General features: G+C 53.5%; 16 protein-coding genes and 1 tRNA gene. 5 read left to right on the top strand and 12 right to left on the bottom strand.

The window, feature by feature from the left end; translation table 11 throughout:
* Nucleotides 1–91 precede the first annotated feature (91 nt).
* A complete protein-coding gene (locus tag M9H61_RS04205) occupies nucleotides 92–772 on the bottom strand; it encodes an IclR family transcriptional regulator (protein ID WP_250283581.1) in 681 nt (226 codons plus the stop codon).
* Between the two features lie 118 nt (nucleotides 773–890).
* On the opposite strand from M9H61_RS04205, the gene M9H61_RS04200 reads away from it, so the two are divergent.
* Nucleotides 891–2108 (top strand): CaiB/BaiF CoA-transferase family protein, encoded by a 1218-nt coding sequence (locus tag M9H61_RS04200; protein ID WP_250283579.1) that lies wholly within the window; start codon nucleotides 891–893, stop codon nucleotides 2106–2108.
* Complete coding sequence (locus M9H61_RS04195) at nucleotides 2105–2965, top strand: citryl-CoA lyase (RefSeq protein WP_250283577.1); 861 nt, start codon at nucleotides 2105–2107, stop codon at nucleotides 2963–2965. Before M9H61_RS04200 ends, M9H61_RS04195 begins: the two co-directional genes overlap by 4 nt.
* 28 nt (nucleotides 2966–2993) lie before the next feature.
* On the opposite strand, the gene M9H61_RS04190 is transcribed toward M9H61_RS04195, so the two are convergent.
* Nucleotides 2994–4118 carry an ABC transporter substrate-binding protein gene (locus tag M9H61_RS04190; protein WP_250283575.1) on the bottom strand — a complete coding sequence of 375 codons (1125 nt, stop codon included), beginning with the start codon at nucleotides 4116–4118 and terminating at the stop codon, nucleotides 2994–2996.
* A gap of 151 nt (nucleotides 4119–4269) precedes the next feature.
* Between M9H61_RS04190 and M9H61_RS04185 the strand changes: the two genes are divergently transcribed.
* Nucleotides 4270–4935 (top strand): response regulator transcription factor, encoded by a 666-nt coding sequence (locus M9H61_RS04185; protein ID WP_068519056.1) that lies wholly within the window; start codon nucleotides 4270–4272, stop codon nucleotides 4933–4935.
* Complete coding sequence (locus tag M9H61_RS04180; protein WP_250283573.1) at nucleotides 4932–6332, top strand: sensor histidine kinase; 1401 nt, start codon at nucleotides 4932–4934, stop codon at nucleotides 6330–6332. The genes M9H61_RS04185 and M9H61_RS04180 overlap by 4 nt, the downstream gene beginning before the upstream one ends.
* Before the next feature lie 242 nt (nucleotides 6333–6574).
* Here the strand turns inward: M9H61_RS04180 and M9H61_RS04175 are convergent, their stop codons facing one another.
* The 9 genes from M9H61_RS04175 to M9H61_RS04135 form a co-directional block, all read right to left on the bottom strand.
* Nucleotides 6575–7348 (bottom strand): MBL fold metallo-hydrolase, encoded by a 774-nt coding sequence (locus M9H61_RS04175; RefSeq protein WP_250283571.1) that lies wholly within the window; start codon nucleotides 7346–7348, stop codon nucleotides 6575–6577.
* On the bottom strand, nucleotides 7345–8163 hold the full coding sequence (locus tag M9H61_RS04170; RefSeq protein WP_250283568.1) for a TatD family hydrolase: 819 nt from the start codon (nucleotides 8161–8163) through the stop codon (nucleotides 7345–7347). Before M9H61_RS04170 ends, M9H61_RS04175 begins: the two co-directional genes overlap by 4 nt.
* Complete coding sequence (gene metG / locus M9H61_RS04165; RefSeq protein WP_250283564.1) at nucleotides 8160–9722, bottom strand: methionine--tRNA ligase; 1563 nt, start codon at nucleotides 9720–9722, stop codon at nucleotides 8160–8162. Before metG ends, M9H61_RS04170 begins: the two co-directional genes overlap by 4 nt.
* 86 nt (nucleotides 9723–9808) lie before the next feature.
* The gene (locus tag M9H61_RS04160) at nucleotides 9809–10915 is read right to left on the bottom strand and encodes a DNA polymerase III subunit delta' (RefSeq protein ID WP_101246218.1); all 1107 of its coding nucleotides are present in this window, start codon (nucleotides 10913–10915) and stop codon (nucleotides 9809–9811) included.
* 6 nt (nucleotides 10916–10921) lie between these two features.
* Nucleotides 10922–11578, bottom strand: a complete 657-nt coding sequence (gene tmk, locus M9H61_RS04155) for a dTMP kinase (protein ID WP_250283562.1) — start codon at nucleotides 11576–11578, stop codon at nucleotides 10922–10924.
* On the bottom strand, nucleotides 11575–12669 hold the full coding sequence (locus tag M9H61_RS04150) for a D-alanyl-D-alanine carboxypeptidase family protein (RefSeq protein ID WP_242512861.1): 1095 nt from the start codon (nucleotides 12667–12669) through the stop codon (nucleotides 11575–11577). The genes tmk and M9H61_RS04150 overlap by 4 nt, the downstream gene beginning before the upstream one ends.
* 264 nt (nucleotides 12670–12933) lie before the next feature.
* Nucleotides 12934–13980: a septal ring lytic transglycosylase RlpA family protein gene (locus M9H61_RS04145; RefSeq protein WP_250283560.1), complete on the bottom strand. Its 1047-nt coding sequence runs from the start codon at nucleotides 13978–13980 to the stop codon at nucleotides 12934–12936.
* A 73-nt stretch (nucleotides 13981–14053) separates the two neighbouring features.
* Complete coding sequence (locus M9H61_RS04140) at nucleotides 14054–15058, bottom strand: lytic transglycosylase domain-containing protein (RefSeq protein WP_068519064.1); 1005 nt, start codon at nucleotides 15056–15058, stop codon at nucleotides 14054–14056.
* 21 nt (nucleotides 15059–15079) lie between these two features.
* Nucleotides 15080–15904 carry a YdcF family protein gene (locus tag M9H61_RS04135; RefSeq protein ID WP_250283558.1) on the bottom strand — a complete coding sequence of 275 codons (825 nt, stop codon included), beginning with the start codon at nucleotides 15902–15904 and terminating at the stop codon, nucleotides 15080–15082.
* Between the two features lie 162 nt (nucleotides 15905–16066).
* Here M9H61_RS04135 and M9H61_RS04130 point away from each other — a divergent pair.
* Nucleotides 16067–16156: transfer RNA gene (locus M9H61_RS04130), tRNA-Ser, on the top strand.
* A 222-nt stretch (nucleotides 16157–16378) separates the two neighbouring features.
* Here the strand turns inward: M9H61_RS04130 and M9H61_RS04125 are convergent.
* The gene (locus M9H61_RS04125) at nucleotides 16379–16603 is read right to left on the bottom strand and encodes a hypothetical protein (RefSeq protein WP_068519066.1); all 225 of its coding nucleotides are present in this window, start codon (nucleotides 16601–16603) and stop codon (nucleotides 16379–16381) included.
* Nucleotides 16604–16932: the final 329 nt, after the last annotated feature.

Raw genomic sequence — 16932 nt, 5'->3', positions numbered from 1 at the left:
AACCTGTCATCAACCTGTCATTGCGGATAATTGCGTGAAAATTTTTCACATCATTTTTGCGGCAATGGAAAAGGTGGGAGGGAATGCGCTGTCAGCCAGACAGTCGGTCGCCACATTCTGTGGCATGGTTTTGCAATGTTTGCAGAATGTTATGGCGTTTCTCGCGTGTGAAGCGGCTGCTTGGGCCGGATAGTGCCAATGCACCCAAAAGATGCCCCTGACGGGCCAGAACGGGTACCGCGATCGCCGATATGTCCGGGTCACGTTCGCCTTCGCTTTCGGCAAACCTGTCATCAAGAACCTCGATGGCGCGATCATCGACACCATCGCCCCAGGCACGGATAACATGACCAGCCGCCCCGCGATCACAGGGCAAAAGAGCACCTTCTTCAAGATGGTGGCGCAAACTGCGCGATGAATTTTCACGAAACAGACAAAGACGACTTGATCCTTCGGGCACGTAGAAAGATGCCGTTTCCCCGCTTTCTTTGACCAGTGCCGACAGATGGGGGCGCACCACATCATCCATGCGATAAGAACGCCGATAGATCGAACCCAGTCGCCACAAGGCCGGACCCAATCGATAGCGACCACGTCCCGACAACATCAGAAACCCGCGGGACTCCAGCGTACCCGCCAGTCGCGACAGGGTGCTTTTATACATTCCGGTGCGTTCAGCCAGTTCCTTAAGCGACAAGTCGCTGTCCTGATCGGTAAAGACATCCAGAATTTTAAGGGCGCGTTCAACGGCGGTAACGTTTTGGTCTGACATGAAAAATTGTCCTGTTCCAGGCGGGTGATCGGCAATGACGGGCTGTTTGGATTTCGCGATGGTCTAAAATTCTATATAATAGAACATAATTCTACTAGACAGAATTTAAGGAAATTCCATGAACGGATCAAAATCGCTTTCCGGAATCACGGTGCTGGACCTTACCAATGTTTTGGCCGGGCCGTTTTGTTGTCATCAGCTTGCCCATCTTGGCGCGGACGTGATCAAGGTCGAAGCCCCGGGGCGCGGGGATCTTGCGCGGCAGCTGGGCGCGGACATGGCCCTGAATGAAAAGCTTATGGGCGTCTCGTTCATGGCGCAAAATGCCGGAAAGAAGTCGATCACCCTTAATCTCAAGGATCCGCGCGGCAAAGAGATTCTTAAAAAACTTGTCGAACGCGCCGATGTGCTGGTCGAGAATTTCCGTCCGGGCGTCATGGACCGTCTCGGGCTTGGGTATGACATCCTGTCACAGGTGAACCCGAAGCTTGTCTATTGCGCGATTTCCGGGTTCGGGCAAACCGGCCCGATGAAAAAGCTTCCGGCCTATGATCAGATTGTTCAGGGTCTTTCGGGCATCATGACGATTACCGGCGAGGAGGGTAAGGGGACCTATCGCGTTGGCTATCCGGTGGCGGATACGATTGGCGGCATGACGGCCGCTTTTGCGATCAGTTCGGCGCTGGCCGGACGTGCACTTGGAAACAAGGACGGCAAGGGCTGCTTTATCGATATCTCGATGCTGGAATCTGTCATCGCGACCATGGGCTGGGTGGTTTCAAACTATCTGGTTGCGGGCAAGGAGCCGACCGCCAATGGCAATGACAATTTCACATCGTCGCCATCGGGAACGTTCCGCACCGCAGACGGCCAAATCAATATTGCCGCAAACAAACAGGAACAGTTCGAGGCATTATGCGGTGTCCTTGGGCTGGAAGAGCTGATTGGTGACGACCGCTTTACGTCGCGCAAGGAACGGCTCGAAAACAGGGAAACCTTGAGCGGTCTTCTTGAAAATGTGCTGAGGACGGATGCCACTGATCATTGGGTTGAACGTTTCAACGCGGTTGGGGTGCCGGCCGGTGCGGTTCTGACCGTTCCACAGGTGCTGGCGCTGCCACAAATTGCCGATCGGGGAATGTTGGCGTCCTTTGAAAATGTCCCGGGAGCCGGGCGCGATATCCGCATTCTCAAGACCGGGATCAAGATGGACGGGGATGCGCCGTCGGTTGATATGCCGCCCCCGGAACTTGGCCAGGACAATACCGATATTCTGACCGGGCTTGGTCTGTCGACGGACGAAATTTCAACATTGGCCAATGAGGGCGTATTATGAGCGAGAAGACAGCAACCGAAATCGAACAGGAAGTTCGCGACTGGTGGCATACCGGTATCATCGATATGGAGCCGGGAAAAATCCATTATGGCGGCTATGCAATCGAAGAACTTATCGGAAATGTCAGCTTCCCGACGATGATCTGGCTGATGACGCGCGGCGAACTGCCGACTTCTGGTCAGGCGCGATTACTCGAAGCAGCCCTGGTTTCCGCCGTTGATCATGGTCCACAGGCGCCAAGCATTGCCATTGCCCGGATGGCTGCGACATGCGGGGTCGGGCTTAACAATGCCATGGCAAGTGCCGTGAACGTTCTGGGCGATGTGCATGGCGGTGCGGGCGAGCAGGCCGCAAGCCTTTATCATGATATCGCAAACCGCATTGATCGCGGTGTGGTGTTTGAGGAAGCGGTGTCTGACGGACTGGATCATCAGATTGCAGAACATGGCAAACATGTTCCGGGTTTTGGTCACCGGTTCCATCCGGTTGATCCGCGGGCGCCGCGGTTGCTTGAACTGGTCAAGATCGCCGCAGAGGACGGGCATGTTTCAGGCCGGTTTGGAGTGATTGCCCGCGGTATCGAGGATGAATTGCTCAAACGCAAAGGCAAACGTATTCCGATGAATATCGATGGTGCCACAGCGGTGATCTATGCCGAACTCGGCTTTGCACCGGAACTGGCGCGCGGTTTGTTTTGCCTGTCGCGTTCTGTCGGTATCCTTGCCCATGCCTGGGAGCAGACCAGCCAGGGAGGCCGCAACAAGGGCCCGATCCCGCGTCGCATGATCTGGAGCTATACCGGGCCCGAACGCCGACCGGTTCCCGAAGGTGCAAAAACGGAATGCAACAAGGCCTGATGACGGAATGAATGCCGGGCAGGGTGCCTTAGCGACGGTTTAGCAAGGAATCCTGCCAACGGCGAATAAAGCGCTGGCGCTTGGCCTGATCAAGATAGACCAGAAGACCCGGACCGACCGGAAAGGAACGTACCCGTTCGCCGTAACGGTCAAAAATCAGCGACGAGAACGGGCTTTGCGGAACATCGGCGCGGACCGGGTTGAAATTGCCCTCGCTTTGCAGAACGCTTTGGCCCTTGATCGATAACATGAAGTCGAGGAAACGGGCACCAAGGTCGGGGTTCTGTGCGTCGCGCGGAATAATTGCAATCCGCGAATACACGACAATAAAGTCGTCGGGCAGGATAACGCCAAGGTTCGGGTCGCGATGGCTGAACGTCTCTGCATAGGAGCCAAGAAGATTGTACCCAAGCACCACCTGACCATCGGCGATTTTTTCCAGCATTGGTGACGTGTTGGAATAAAGCTTCACCTTCGACTGGCCAAGTGTGCGCACGAAATCCCAGATACCCGGAAAGAAGCGTTCATCGCGGGCCAGAAATAGAAAACCAACCCCGCTTCGTTCAATGTCATAGGTGGTAACCTTTTCACTGAACAGATCATCATGTTTGGTCAGGAGTTCGATGAAGGCATCGCGGGTTCTGGGCGGCTCAAGATTGTGTTCGCGAAAAAATGCCCGGTTATAGGCAATGACGGCGGGTTCCTGCGTTACGGCAAAGGCTTCGTTGCGCCAGCGCGCCCAATGTGGCAAGGCGCGCGTCTGGCTGCTTTGATGTGAAATGGCATAGCCGTCATTGGCCAGTTTCATCTGCAAGTCCATGGACGAACTGATGATCAGATCGGCATTTGGTTCGTCATTGGCACGCTGTGCCAGCGTCATGTCATACATTTCAAGGGTTTGAAGCTGATGGTATTCGACACCGACATAGGGGTTTTCTTGCTGAAACGCTTCGATAACCGGGGAAAACGCGCCAATATCGGCAGAACCGTAAATAACCGCGGACGGGGTATCGGGTGATAAAAGTGACTGTTCCGGGTCGGAAATCTGGGATGTTCGCAGCGGGGCAAAGGTAAAGACTTCTGCCAATGCAGAAGATGCTTGCATCGCAACCACGATGGCACATAAACGAATAATGGTACGGCCCAGGGTCATTTCGGATACTCTATGTCACGGTCGGCCAGAGACGACTGGCTGGATACGGGCAAAGCGTTTCAACATAAACGGCCATATCAAAGCCAATACCAAGAACGGCAAAGCATAACAACGCCGTAGAACGGTTTATCAGGGAAGAGTAACACAAACAATGAGAGTCCTTGTCGTCGAAGATCACGCCGCACTGGCTGACGGGATTGCACGGTCTTTAAGGCAATCGGGTTATGCGGTTGATATCATTGCCGATGGCGAGGAAGCCGACGATATCCTGCGGACGCAGGAATACGGACTTGTGGTGCTTGATCTCAACCTTCCGAAGCTTGACGGGCTTGAAATCCTGCGGCGGTTGCGTCATCGGGGGGCTGAGAGCGCGGTTTTGATCTTGACGGCACGTGGCGATATCGAAGACCGGGTGAAGGGACTTGATCTTGGCGCGGACGATTATCTGGCCAAACCGTTTGAGCTTGTCGAGCTTGAAGCACGGGTGAGGGCGCTGATGCGCCGTCATGCGGGTACACACAACACCCAGATCAAATGCGGTCAACTAACCTTCGATACGGTTGCCCGCCGTGTCATGATTGACGGCAATGACGTCGATATTCCGCGCCGCGAGCTCAATATCCTTGAAATCTTGCTGTTGCGGGTTGGTCATGTTCTGAGCAAGGAACAGATTGCAGACCAGTTGGCCGGATTTGAAGACGATATCAGTGCAAATGCGGTCGAACTTTATATCAGCCGGTTGCGCAAGCGTGTCGAAACAGCCGACGTCAAAATACAGACGGTTCGCGGGCTTGGCTATTTGTTGAAAAAGACATGAAGTGGCGTAACGGATCTCTTAGACGCAGGCTCATAATCTGGTTGCTGATACCGCTTTTGGTGATCAGTTCATTGATGTTGCTTGAAGTGCGCAGCAACGCCGTAAGATCGACAAACCAGGCATTTGACAGGGCACTTTTAAGTTCAGCATTGGCCATTGCAGATCGCGTGGTCATGATCGGTGGGAAGATCGAGGTTGATGTTCCCTATGTCGCGCTTGAGATGCTGACCAGTGCGGCCGAAGACCGGGTATTTTATCAGGTAAGTACCGGGCAGGGCGAATTCATCACCGGATACGAGGACTTGCCGCCGGTGCCGGAGCGTTTGCTGCCGCTGCGCGAAGAACCGGTATTTTATGATGCGGTCTATAATGGCGAGCCGGTGCGCATTGGTGCATTGTCGCGATATGTTGCAAGTGTTCGAAAAGCAACGCGTTTTCAGGTTCTTGTGGCGGAAACCATGGGTACCAGAACCAGTCTGAGCGAGGATATTCTGGCCAGTGCTGCTGCACGTCAGATTGTGCTGATCATGCTTGCCGCAATCATTGTCTGGTTCGGGATCGGTCAGGGTCTTAAACCGCTAACACGGCTTGAAGAAGCCTTGAACCGTCGCTCGCCAACCGATTTGCGACCCATCTTGCATGATGTTCCGACCGAAGTGCGACATCTTGTAGGGGCGATCAATCAGCTATTCGGGCGTCTTGAAAACAGTCTCAAGACCATGCAGCGCTTTACAGCGGATGCAGCGCATCAACTGCGGACACCCTTGGCGGCATTGCGAACCCAGGCAGAGCTTGGTCAGCGGGAAGATGATCCGGAAAAAATGCGCCAGATCATGGAAACCATCGCATCTTCAACGCGGCAAACCTCACATCTGGCCAATCAGTTATTGGCGTCTGCGCGTGCAGCACCCGAAGGCCTGGCCGGACGTCCGTTTGAAAAAATCGATCTCTGTGCGATCACACGTGCGGTAACCAGTGCAAAGGTTCCAGCTGCGATCGAAAACGGCATTGATCTTGGCTATGAAGGCCTGACGGAACCGGTACTGATTATGGGTGACGCAACCCTGATTGAAGAACTTTTGAAAAACCTGGTGGATAACGCGCTGATCTATTGCCCGGATGGCAGTGCGGTGACGGTGCGTCTTGAAAATGATTGTAAACCGGGGTTCGTGCGGCTAAGCGTCGAGGACAATGGCCCGGGCATTCCGATTGAACATCACAAGGATGTTTTCAAACGGTTCTATCGGATGAGTGAATCCGGTCAGGAAGAGGGTTGCGGCCTTGGTCTGTCGATCGTCAAAGAAATTGCGGCACGTCACGACACCAAAGTGAAATTGACCCAGCCCGAACGCAACAGCGGATGTGTGTTCAGCATTTCATTCAAACGCAGTTCGTAGCAGCGGGTGCATCTGTGCGCAGGCATCAAATTGAATGCATTGCATGAGATAACAGAATGCAGTGAGTTGAAGGTATTATATATTTTTCCATAAACACCATTTAGAAATATTTGTCATAATATATATTATAGAACTTAATGATGCAGAGAATGTACGGTGTACGTCCCGTGGAATTCTTATTCCCCACCGACACTGAAATACACCTTGAAATACACCTTTTACAGGCTTCTGAGCCGTGATGATCAGTTCACCTCGATGACAAGCCCGTCATAAGCCGGTTCAACATGGTTCGGTGTGTCGGCCATCGCCTGCGCGTAATCGAACTGAATACCCATATGGGTCATGTAGACCTTTTTGGGTTTGAATTCTTCAACCCAGCCAAGCAGCTTTTCAAGGTGCGCATGCGTGTTGTGTGGTCGGTGGCGCAGACAATCGACGACCCACACATCAAGATCATAAAGATGCTGTTTGGATTGCTCGGGGAAATTCACGACATCCGTCGAATAGGCAAATTTCCCTATCTTGAAGCCAAGTGTTTCGCCATAGCCGTGATCCTGCGAGAAAACGGTTATCGGGACCCCTGCTGCGACCAACGGCCCTGTGATGACGTGCGGTATCAGGACCGGTTTGAAATAGAACTCAACCCCGTCAGGCAGTGGCGTAAAGACATAATTGAAGCGATGGTCGATATCAGAGATCGTTTCGGCCGAGGCATAGATATCTATCGGCCGGTTCATCGCCACATTGAGCCAGCGAACATCATCAATCCCGTGCACGTGATCGGCATGCGAATGCGTGAACAGAATGGCATCAAGGTGATCAATGTTATGGCGTATCGCCTGTTCACGGAAATCCGGGGTGACATCGACAAGGATCTTTGTCCCGGCTTCTTCGATCAGGATCGAACTGCGTAAACGGCGGTTTTTCGGATTGTTCGGGTCGCACTTTCCCCATCCAAGGCCAACGGATGGCACGCCATTTGATGATCCGCAGCCAAGGATGGTTATTTTGGTCACTGTGCCGCTTCTCCTGGCAGAAGAAGATTTTTGCGATCTGCCTTGGTGAAGAGTTTGAAGAAGTTGTCCGTGGTGATCCGGGTGATTTCTTCGAGGCTTACACCCTTGATTTCGGCGAGCTTTGCCGCCGTGTGGGCGACATAGCTTGGCTCGTTCGGTTTGCCGCGTTTGGGCACTGGTGCCAGATACGGCGCGTCTGTTTCCACAAGCAACCGGTCCAAGGGCACATCTTCAAGAGCCGCACGGATTTCCTTGGCGGAATTAAAGGTGATGATGCCCGAGCAAGAGATATAAAACCCGATTTTCAAGGCCCGCTGCGCCAGTGTAGCCGAACTTGAAAAGCAATGGATCACCCCGGTAAACGGCCCCTTTTCATATTCTTCTTCGAGAATATCCATCGTGTCATCATCCGCATCACGGGTGTGAACGATCAAAGGCAAACCGGTTTCACGGCATGCGGCAATGTGCGCGCGAAAGCTTTGTTGCTGGGCTTCGCGCGGTGCATTGTCGTAAAAATAGTCAAGGCCACTTTCGCCGATGCCAATAATCTTGGGATCGGATGCCTTGGCCAGCAACGGTTCGGGGCTTGAAAGCCCCTCCTCGCCTGCTTCGTGCGGATGCACGCCAATCGTGCAATAGATATGATCGGATTTTTCGGCAATGGCGCGAACCTGATCAAAGGTCGTCAGTTTCACGCCGATGCTGACCATCATACCAACGCCGGCATTTTTCGCCCGCGCGATGGTGCCCGAAAAATCTTCGGAAAACTGCGGATAATCCAGATGGCAGTGGCTGTCGACCAGGGCGACATTCATGCCTTCTCTCCTTCGTCTTCTTCTACATAGCGCGGGAATACGCCAGCCGGTTTCGGGATTTCCGTTCCCGGCACAAGGGCATGATCCGGGCCAAGATTCTCGAACCCGCGCTGATCATCGGCCAGCACCAGCAAATCGAGAATTTTAGATGCGGAATCCGGCATGATCGGCTGAACCAGAATGCCAACATGGCGAATGACTTCGGCCAGAACATAAAGAACCGTTTCCATCCGTGCCGGATCGGTCTTTTTCAGGCCCCAGGGCGCCATTTCATCGACATAGCGGTTGGCATCGCCCACAAGGCTCCAGATTGCTTCAAGGCCCTTGTTGAATGCCTGTTCATCAAACAGCGGGCGCACGGTATCAAGCATGCCATGGGCTTTGCCCAGAATTTCCAGATCCGCTGCGGTGAATTCACCCGGCGTCGGGATCGCTGCGTTGCAGTTCTTGTGGATCATCGACAACACGCGCTGGCACATATTGCCAAGATCGTTGGCCAGTTCACTGTTCATACGGTTGACCATGGCACGATGGGCAAAATCGCCATCATTGCCAAACGGTACTTCGCGCATCAGGAAATAGCGGGTCTGATCAAGCCCGTATTTTTCGGTCAGATCATAGGGATCAATGACATTGCCGATTGATTTCGAAATTTTCTGGCCTTCATTGGTCCACCAACCATGCGCAAACACGCGTTTGGGCGGCGTGATACCGGCGGCAAGCAGGAACGCCGGCCAGTAAACGGCATGGAAGCGCAGAATATCCTTGCCAACCATGTGAAGGTCCGCCGGCCAGTATTTTTCAAGTTTGGCCGGATCTGCATCGGGATAACCGATCGCCGTCAGATAGTTGGTCAGCGCGTCAAGCCACACATACATGACATGGTCTTCGTCACCCGGAACCGGCACACCCCATTTGAAGCTGGTGCGCGATACCGAAAGGTCGTGCATGCCGCCTTTGACAAAGCTGATGACTTCGTTGCGGCGTGACTGTGGTGCGATGAAATCCGGGTTCTGTTCATAGAACTCAAGCAGACGATCACCCCATGCCGACAGCTTGAAGAAATAGCTGGGTTCAGACACCCATTCGACCGGGGCTCCGGTCGCTGCCAGTTTCTCGCCATCCTTGGTGATCAGTTCTTTTTCAGCATAGAACGCCTCATCGCGAACCGAATACCAGCCATCATAGGAGCCAAGATAAATCTCTCCCTTTTCAAGCAACGTATTCCAAAGCGCCTGACAGGCCTTTTTGTGGCGTTCTTCGGTCGTCCGAATGAAATCATCATTCGAATAGTTCATATGCACGGCCAGATCACGGAAGTTCTGCGATACCTGGTCGGTAAAGGTTTGCGGGTCAATACCCTTGGCCGCGGCCGACTTGTCGACTTTCTGACCATGTTCGTCCGTGCCCGTCAGGAACATCACGTCATACCCGTCCAGGCGCTTGAAGCGTGCCAGAACGTCACAGGCAAGCGTCGTGTAGGCATGGCCAATATGGGGCTTGTCATTGACGTAATAGATCGGGGTCGTGATGTAGTAGGGCTGTTTGTGCCCGGTCATGGTCGCAAATCCTTCGCGCAAGTCGTGAAACAAAACGGCCCGAAATGGGCCGTGATGGTCAAAATTTCGGTTACTGGGCAGTGATGTCAGGTTCGCATGGTTTCTTCAAGCATGAAGAAGGCATTCAGCAAGGCCTGCTTGCGATCAAGATGCAAACCGCGGGTCGCGCCCATCAATTCGTTGATCTTTTCCCATACCTCCAGCCATTGATCAAGCGGTTGCGCAGCGGCCATGCGTTGCATGGCTGGCAATTCGCCTTCGACCACTTCGCGTGGCGGCTGTCCGGTTGCGGCAAACCGGATCATTCGGGCCAGCCACCAATGCAGAAGTTCGGTCACTGTGGCAAAGGCCGCGTCCTTGTCTGCCGGGGAAAAGCGTTCGGCAAATTTGTGCTGGGCCGCAACATCGGCATTTGGCAAAGATGCGATCAGATTGACCATCTCGGTATATAGCTCAAGCCCGCCGACTTCATGCAGTTGAAGGGCGCGGCCAATGCTGCCTTCGGCCAGACCCGACAGCGCATCACGATCGCCAAGATCCATTTCAGGACAATAGCGCCCCAAAAGATCGACAACCTGATGATCCTCAAGCGCGCCAAGGTTCAATCGACGGCAACGTGAACGGATGGTTGGCAGCAAACGGCCCGGATGATGGGCAATAAGGATCATCATCGCATTTGCCGGCGGTTCTTCGAGAACCTTCAGAATGGCGTTGGCCGCGTTACGGTTCAGCTCGTCAGCCGCATCGACGATCACGATCCGCCAGCCACCCTCGGCCGAGGTTTTGGACATGAAATTGCCAACAGTACGCACATTGGCAACGGTAATTTCGCCCTGAAGCCGTTTTTTCTTCTCGTCATACTGGCGCTCGATGACTTTAAGGTCACCATGCCCCCCACCCGCAATCCGTCGGGCGACCGGATCTTCGGGATCAACGTAAAGTCCATCTGGCTGATCACCAAACAGGCCTGCCCCGCCGGTCCCGCCACCAGACAGGATAAAACGCGCCATGCGATAGGCCAGTGTTGCCTTGCCGACGCCACGCGGACCACACAATAGCCACGCGTGATGCATCCGTTTGCTGTTCCAGGCATCAAGAATTGTTTTCTCGGCCTCTTCGTGGCCAAGAAGCGCCTCATTCCGGCGTGGTTCAAACGGATTGTTGTCTTCTTGAAGATCGTCGTTACGGGCCATCCGGATTTATGCCCCCTGCCCGACAATACGGTTCTTGACCGTTTCAATGACACGTGCGGTCACGTCATCAATATCGCCCTGGGCATCAACAACGCAGCAACGTTCCGGTTCTGCGGCCGCGATTTCACGGAAACCGTCACGCAGACGCTGGTGAAATTCCAGTCCCATCCGTTCAAACCGGTCTTCGGCGGCGCTGACATTGGCAAAACGTGCACCAGCGCGTTCCAGTCCTATTTCGATCGGCAGATCAAAAATCAGGGTGACATCGGGTTTGAAACCATCGATGGCAAGTTGCCAAAGATTTCTGATGTAATCAGCCCCGAGCCCGTGGCCATATCCCTGATAGGCAACGGATGAGTCGGCAAAGCGGTCGCAAAGCACAACCTTGCCTTCGGCAAGGGCCGGACGGATCGTGCGTTCGACATGGTCCCGGCGCGATGCAAACATCAAAAGCGCTTCGGTGACGGCATCCCAGCGTCCGGGATCGCCCGTCAGCAGAAGCGTGCGGATTTCCTCTGCGCCAGGTGAGCCGCCAGGTTCGCGGGTGACAACGACGTCACGCCCCTGGTTGCGGAACCATTTCTCAAGGCATCTGATCTGTGTCGATTTTCCGCTGCCTTCCCCGCCTTCAAAGCTGATGAACAAGCCGGGCTTCACACTCACCCGTTTGCCCCCCAAAGAAGATATTTGATGGCAGCACCGATACGACCGACAAAGCCGAGGCGCCCGACATCATGGGCCGCATAAAGCGGGAATTCTTTGGCTTCCTGATCAGGAACTTCAACCTTCAGGGTCGCGATCTGATCCCCTTTGGCAATCGGGGCCGGAATCGGACCATCATAGACGACAGACACTTTCATATCACGGCTGGCGCTGCGCGGAAGTGTCAGGAGAATGTCCTGATCTGCGACCAGGTCGACCTTTGTTTCAGCGCCAAGCCAGACATTGGCGGAACTGACCGTTTCATCCTTGGAAAACAGGTCGTAATTGTCGAATTCGCGGAAACCCCAATCGAGAAGTTTCTGTGATTCCGTACGGCGTTCCCGGACCGAGTTCAGGCCATTGACAACAATGATCAAGCGACGGCCATCACGTTCGGCCGACGCGGTAAGGCCATAGCCGGCAGACTCGGTATGCCCGGTTTTAAGGCCGTCGACACCTGCGCTGGTCCCCAAAAGCGGGTTGCGGTTGGGCTGACGGATGCCGTTATAGGTGAATTCCTTGACAGAATAGAGTTCATAAAGATCAGGGAAATTGCGAATGGTATCGCGGGCCAGGATCGCAAGATCATGTACAGTGACAAGATGCCCTTCGGCAGGCCAACCGGTGGCATTCTTGAACACCGATTTGGTCATGCCGATATTGCGCGCTTCTTGGGTCATTTCCTCGGCAAAGGCTTCTTCGGTGCCGGCCAGGCCTTCGGCTACCACAATCGCGGCATCATTGCCGGACTGAACGATAATTCCGTGCAGAAGGTCGGAAACTGAAACGTCGGAATTGACCTCGACGAACATTTTGGATCCGCCCTTGCGCCATGCCTTTTCACTGACATGGAAGGTGTCATCCATCGATACACTTCCGTCCTTGATATGCTTGAAAAGCATATGGACAGTCATCATCTTGGTCATGGATGCCGGTTCGGTCAGTGTGTCCCCTTCCTTGTTCAGAAGGACAGCACCGGTGTCGAAATCCATAATGTAGGCTTCACGCGCGCTGGTCTCGATTGCCTGTGCGCTGGTCATCGACATTGCCATGACGGACCCCAATATTGCGGCCCCGGCCACTACCCGGTTCAGACTGTTTTTGAACGGAATTGGCGGCATCAAAGTCATAGCGTCCTAACCCTGTATAATAAAATCTGTTCCCGCCGGTCTTTCGGCGTGTTCATTCTGTTGCTTATGTCGCAAATCCGGCAAAATTGTGCAACAGCAAGCCGGTATGCTCATAAAACAAAAGACTTTATGAGAAAACCGTGCGCATGACAGCAATCAAAGCGGTAGCACAGCGGATTTCTGCAATCAACATCCTGACTTGGCAGCCCCACCGTCAGCGCATTCAACGACCACTTTGGCGCCGTTCTGGCCGGTTGCAATCACCCGTTCGAGTAAAATGTCAGCTTCGGGCACCGTGTTTAACGGTCCAAGACGTACCCGGTAAAAGGTCGTGCCTTTGACTTCAATCGGTTCAATCTTGCTTGGTGCAAGATCATAAAGACGGTTCCGAAGGTTCAAGGCATTGTCATAAACTGAAAATGCACCGGCCTGAACGTAGATTGACGAATTGGCAACAGGCGCAACATTGACAACTGCGGCCTCTTCAACCGTTCCTTCCAGCGGGGACGACGATATGCTTGGTTCGGATGATGGCGGCGTCAGTTTGATCCGGGACGTTGTCGGCTGTCCGCTGTCGGTAATCGGACCATCATCAAGACGTACGGTTTCGACAACATCACGCGGTGCGGCCGATACGGTGTTCTGTTCGGCAACGGTGACCGCCGGTGCTGCTTTGCCCTGCGCAATTGCGGCGATCTGTCGGCTTTCGCTTTCGATCACTTCAACCATCACCTTGGCCGTGCCCTTTTTCTCGAAACCGAGCAACTGGGCCGCGCGGCGCGACATATCAATGATGCGCCCATGCGCAAACGGCCCGCGGTCATTGATGCGAACCTTAAGCGATTTGCCGTTTTCAAGGTTGGTTACACGAACAATACTTGGCAGTGGCAAGGTACGGTGGGCAGCCGATATTTCGTACTGATCAAAAACTTCGCCATTGGCTGTCCGTTTGCCGTGGAATTTAGGGCCGTACCAGGATGCGATACCGGTTTCGCTATATTCGTAATCAACGGCGGGGTAATACCACTGACCGGCAATTTCATAGGGATTGCCGATCTTGTAGCTTCCGACCTGAACCGGTTGTGTTTGTCCGCCGCCCAGACGTTTGACACCGTGAACGGCCAACTGGGTTTCGGCACAACCTGCCAGTAACATACCAAGTGCAACCACGGACAGTCCGAGGCGGCTTTTTGTCCGCAGGCGTGCGAATGCACTTTTTCTTGGTGATGGCATCAAGGTGTCCCCGCTTAAAGATGCTCTGTATCTGTCGGTGACGGGATTTTCCCGTCACCTGGACATTCAATGGTTACTGCCCCGCAATCGCGTCTGCCAACGTACCGACAGCAATCGCGAAATAGGTCGAACGGTTCCAATGCATGATGGTGTGGAAATTGTTATAAACCATATATGCCGGACCTTCACCGTCATTTACGGTAACAATTGATGCATCCATGTCGGCCTTTGGCAGATCCGCACCATTAGGCATGCGTACACCGGCTTTCTGCCATTCGGCGATTGGTTTGCGAATGTCGCGGCCAACCAGTGACTTGTCGAAATCTTTCGGGATGCTGACCTTGCGTCCCCAACGCTCGTCACCCTTCCAGCCAACGGTCGAAAGATAGTTTGCAGCCGACGCAAAGACATCTTCCTTTGCCCCCCACAAATCAATCTTGCCATCGCCATTTCCATCACGTGCATAGTTCAGGAATGTGGAAGGCATGAATTGCGCCTGCCCCATTGCACCGGCCCACGACCCTGACATGTTTTCAGGTGCTATATGCCCGGCATCAATAATGGTCAGGGCATTCATCAATTCCTTGCGGAAATATTCCGCCCGACGGCCTTCAAAGGCCAGGGTCGCAAGTGAATCAACCACGGAATACCCGCCGGTATGGCGGCCAAATCCGGTCTCAATTCCCCAAAAAGCCGTAAGATACTGACCCGGGACACCATATTTTTTTGCCGCGGCATCAATCACGGCGCGGTTTTCGGCGTATTTCCGACGTCCCTCATCAATACGGGACTGTGGCACCACGCGCTGGATATATTGTTCAAACGTCAGTTTGAATTCCGGCTGGCTGCGGTCATATTCGATGACTTTGGGGATCGGCTTGGTGTTGGCAAAGGCGACATCGAGTGTCGGCTGTGAAATGCCTTTGGCTGCTGCTTCTTTTTTGAAGTCAACAAGCCATTCATCAAACCCCTCTGTGGTAAATTCTGGAAGTTTTTCATCGGTCTGTGCGAAGGCAGGTGAATGCGCAGCCAAAACAGTCAACACCGAGGCGGCAGTCAGCAATTTCCAGAATTTCATCAAAAGGCCTCATCCAGGATTTTAGTTGTCAGGGGCGACCGGCATTGGGCCGGGGAACCACTCATTCGTTCGCCCGGTCAGGTAATAAGCGGTCAAACCGACCCATTCACGCAAACCACGGCTTAGAGATTTGATACCGCCTGAGACGTTAAGACTTGCTAAATGGATGTCGTCTGAGGTCAATCTGCCGACCGGATAGGGAATTACAGTCCATCCAACCTGTCGAAAAACACCAACCGCGCGCGGCATATGATCGGCCGAAGTGATTAAAAGCCAAGGTTTTTGTGCCAGTGCCGGCCAGTTGCCATACACAACCTTGTGGGAGTTCAGCGCATTCTCATATGTGTTGCGTGCTTCGGTCTCGAAATGCATGTTTGGCGTCAGAAGCTTCGAATCGTAAAGCCAGTCGCGCAGAACATTGGCTTCGCTGAAACCCCGATCGTTCAAAACACCATCGCCCCCGGTGAATATTACGGGTTTATCGGGGTGTTTGTTTGCAACGCGCAGCATTGTAAAGACCCGGTCCGGGGCACTGAGAAACTGCACGTCGCCACGCTGAAGGAAGCCGTTTGCATCGATGCTGCCTGACAGTGTGATGACGCCTGCAAATTCGGTTTTGTCCAGATCAGGCTTTTCGAACCGTGTTTCGAGCGTCCGGGACAAAACCGCACCGAGCGGAAATACTGTAATCAACAGTGATAAAACGGTAACGACAACCAGGCCGGCAAGAGCAAAGCGCCGCGTTCGGCGCAGGCAAATCAATGCGGTCAGCGCCAACAAGACAACCCCATGAACCAGCCCGATATTGACGATATAGCCCACTGTTTTTGACAGAAAATAGAACACGTGAATTCAATCCGACTGGTTGTTCGCCCTGTGGTTGCTGGTACCTTACTGAAAACAAATTATTTCGTCAGCATTCGATGCAATATCGGATTGACCTATTGACAGGGCAGCGCACCCAATTTATTGAAAGCGCCCAGAGCGAGATGCTCCGACCATTTTTGCGGAGAGGTGGCAGAGTGGTTGAATGCAACGGTCTTGAAAACCGTCGTGCCTTTACGGGTACCGTGGGTTCGAATCCCACCCTCTCCGCCATTTCCCAAGTCGTTGATTACGTTGTAAATTGCCGCTGATTATTGCGAATTGTGAACCAAAACTGGTTTCCGATTTAGCATTCAGATTGGCTTGTGCATGTCTTCCTCGCGCGGTCGCGGACATTGTTTTATCCGCCCGGCATCCGTTTGCTTTCTGGGCCATTTACCATGATGACGGCATGGCAGGCATCCCATACGGTATGATGCATTTCGGTTGTCGTGATCAGTAACTTAATTCCAGGCCGAGCATGCGGCTCAGCAATATGGCGACAAGTCCGACTGCGATCAATGCAACCAGGAAAATAGCGACCATCTTGGCGCCAGAGCGTATCAGGGCGCGGGTCTCGCCCTTTTCTCCCTGGTCGTAATGCCATTTGATGGAAAAGAACATGGCGGTGCATAACGCGACAATCTTGAACGTGCCGAAGATTATTGGGACCCAATCCATTTTATTCACTCATATCTGCATCAGCTGTGTGCGTTATGGCCGTGTTTTCGCCAAACGCACACTTCCTATTCTGCAACGCAGACATGTATCAGCGGGTGGGAATTGCACCAGCCCATGACGCGGGTACATTGCGGATACGGACGCCTGCGATTGCCGCGGCAACTTATATCCAAATACGCGCCGGAAAATGACAATTGTCGATTTCGCCGGGATTTCGGGGTTTTAAGCCATGGGATGCTGACTGCACGGATATTGTTTATCTTGACGCGGTCGTCACTGTTCTGCGAACTGTAGCCTCCTTTCGCAAGATTTTGAAACCGTCGTAATGA

The organism is Thalassospira sp. GO-4 (genome assembly GCF_023588965.1).
GTDB lineage: Bacteria > Pseudomonadota > Alphaproteobacteria > Rhodospirillales > Thalassospiraceae > Thalassospira > Thalassospira povalilytica.
Note: the sequence above shows the minus strand (reverse complement) of the source record. Positions and strands in the feature narration are given on the sequence as shown.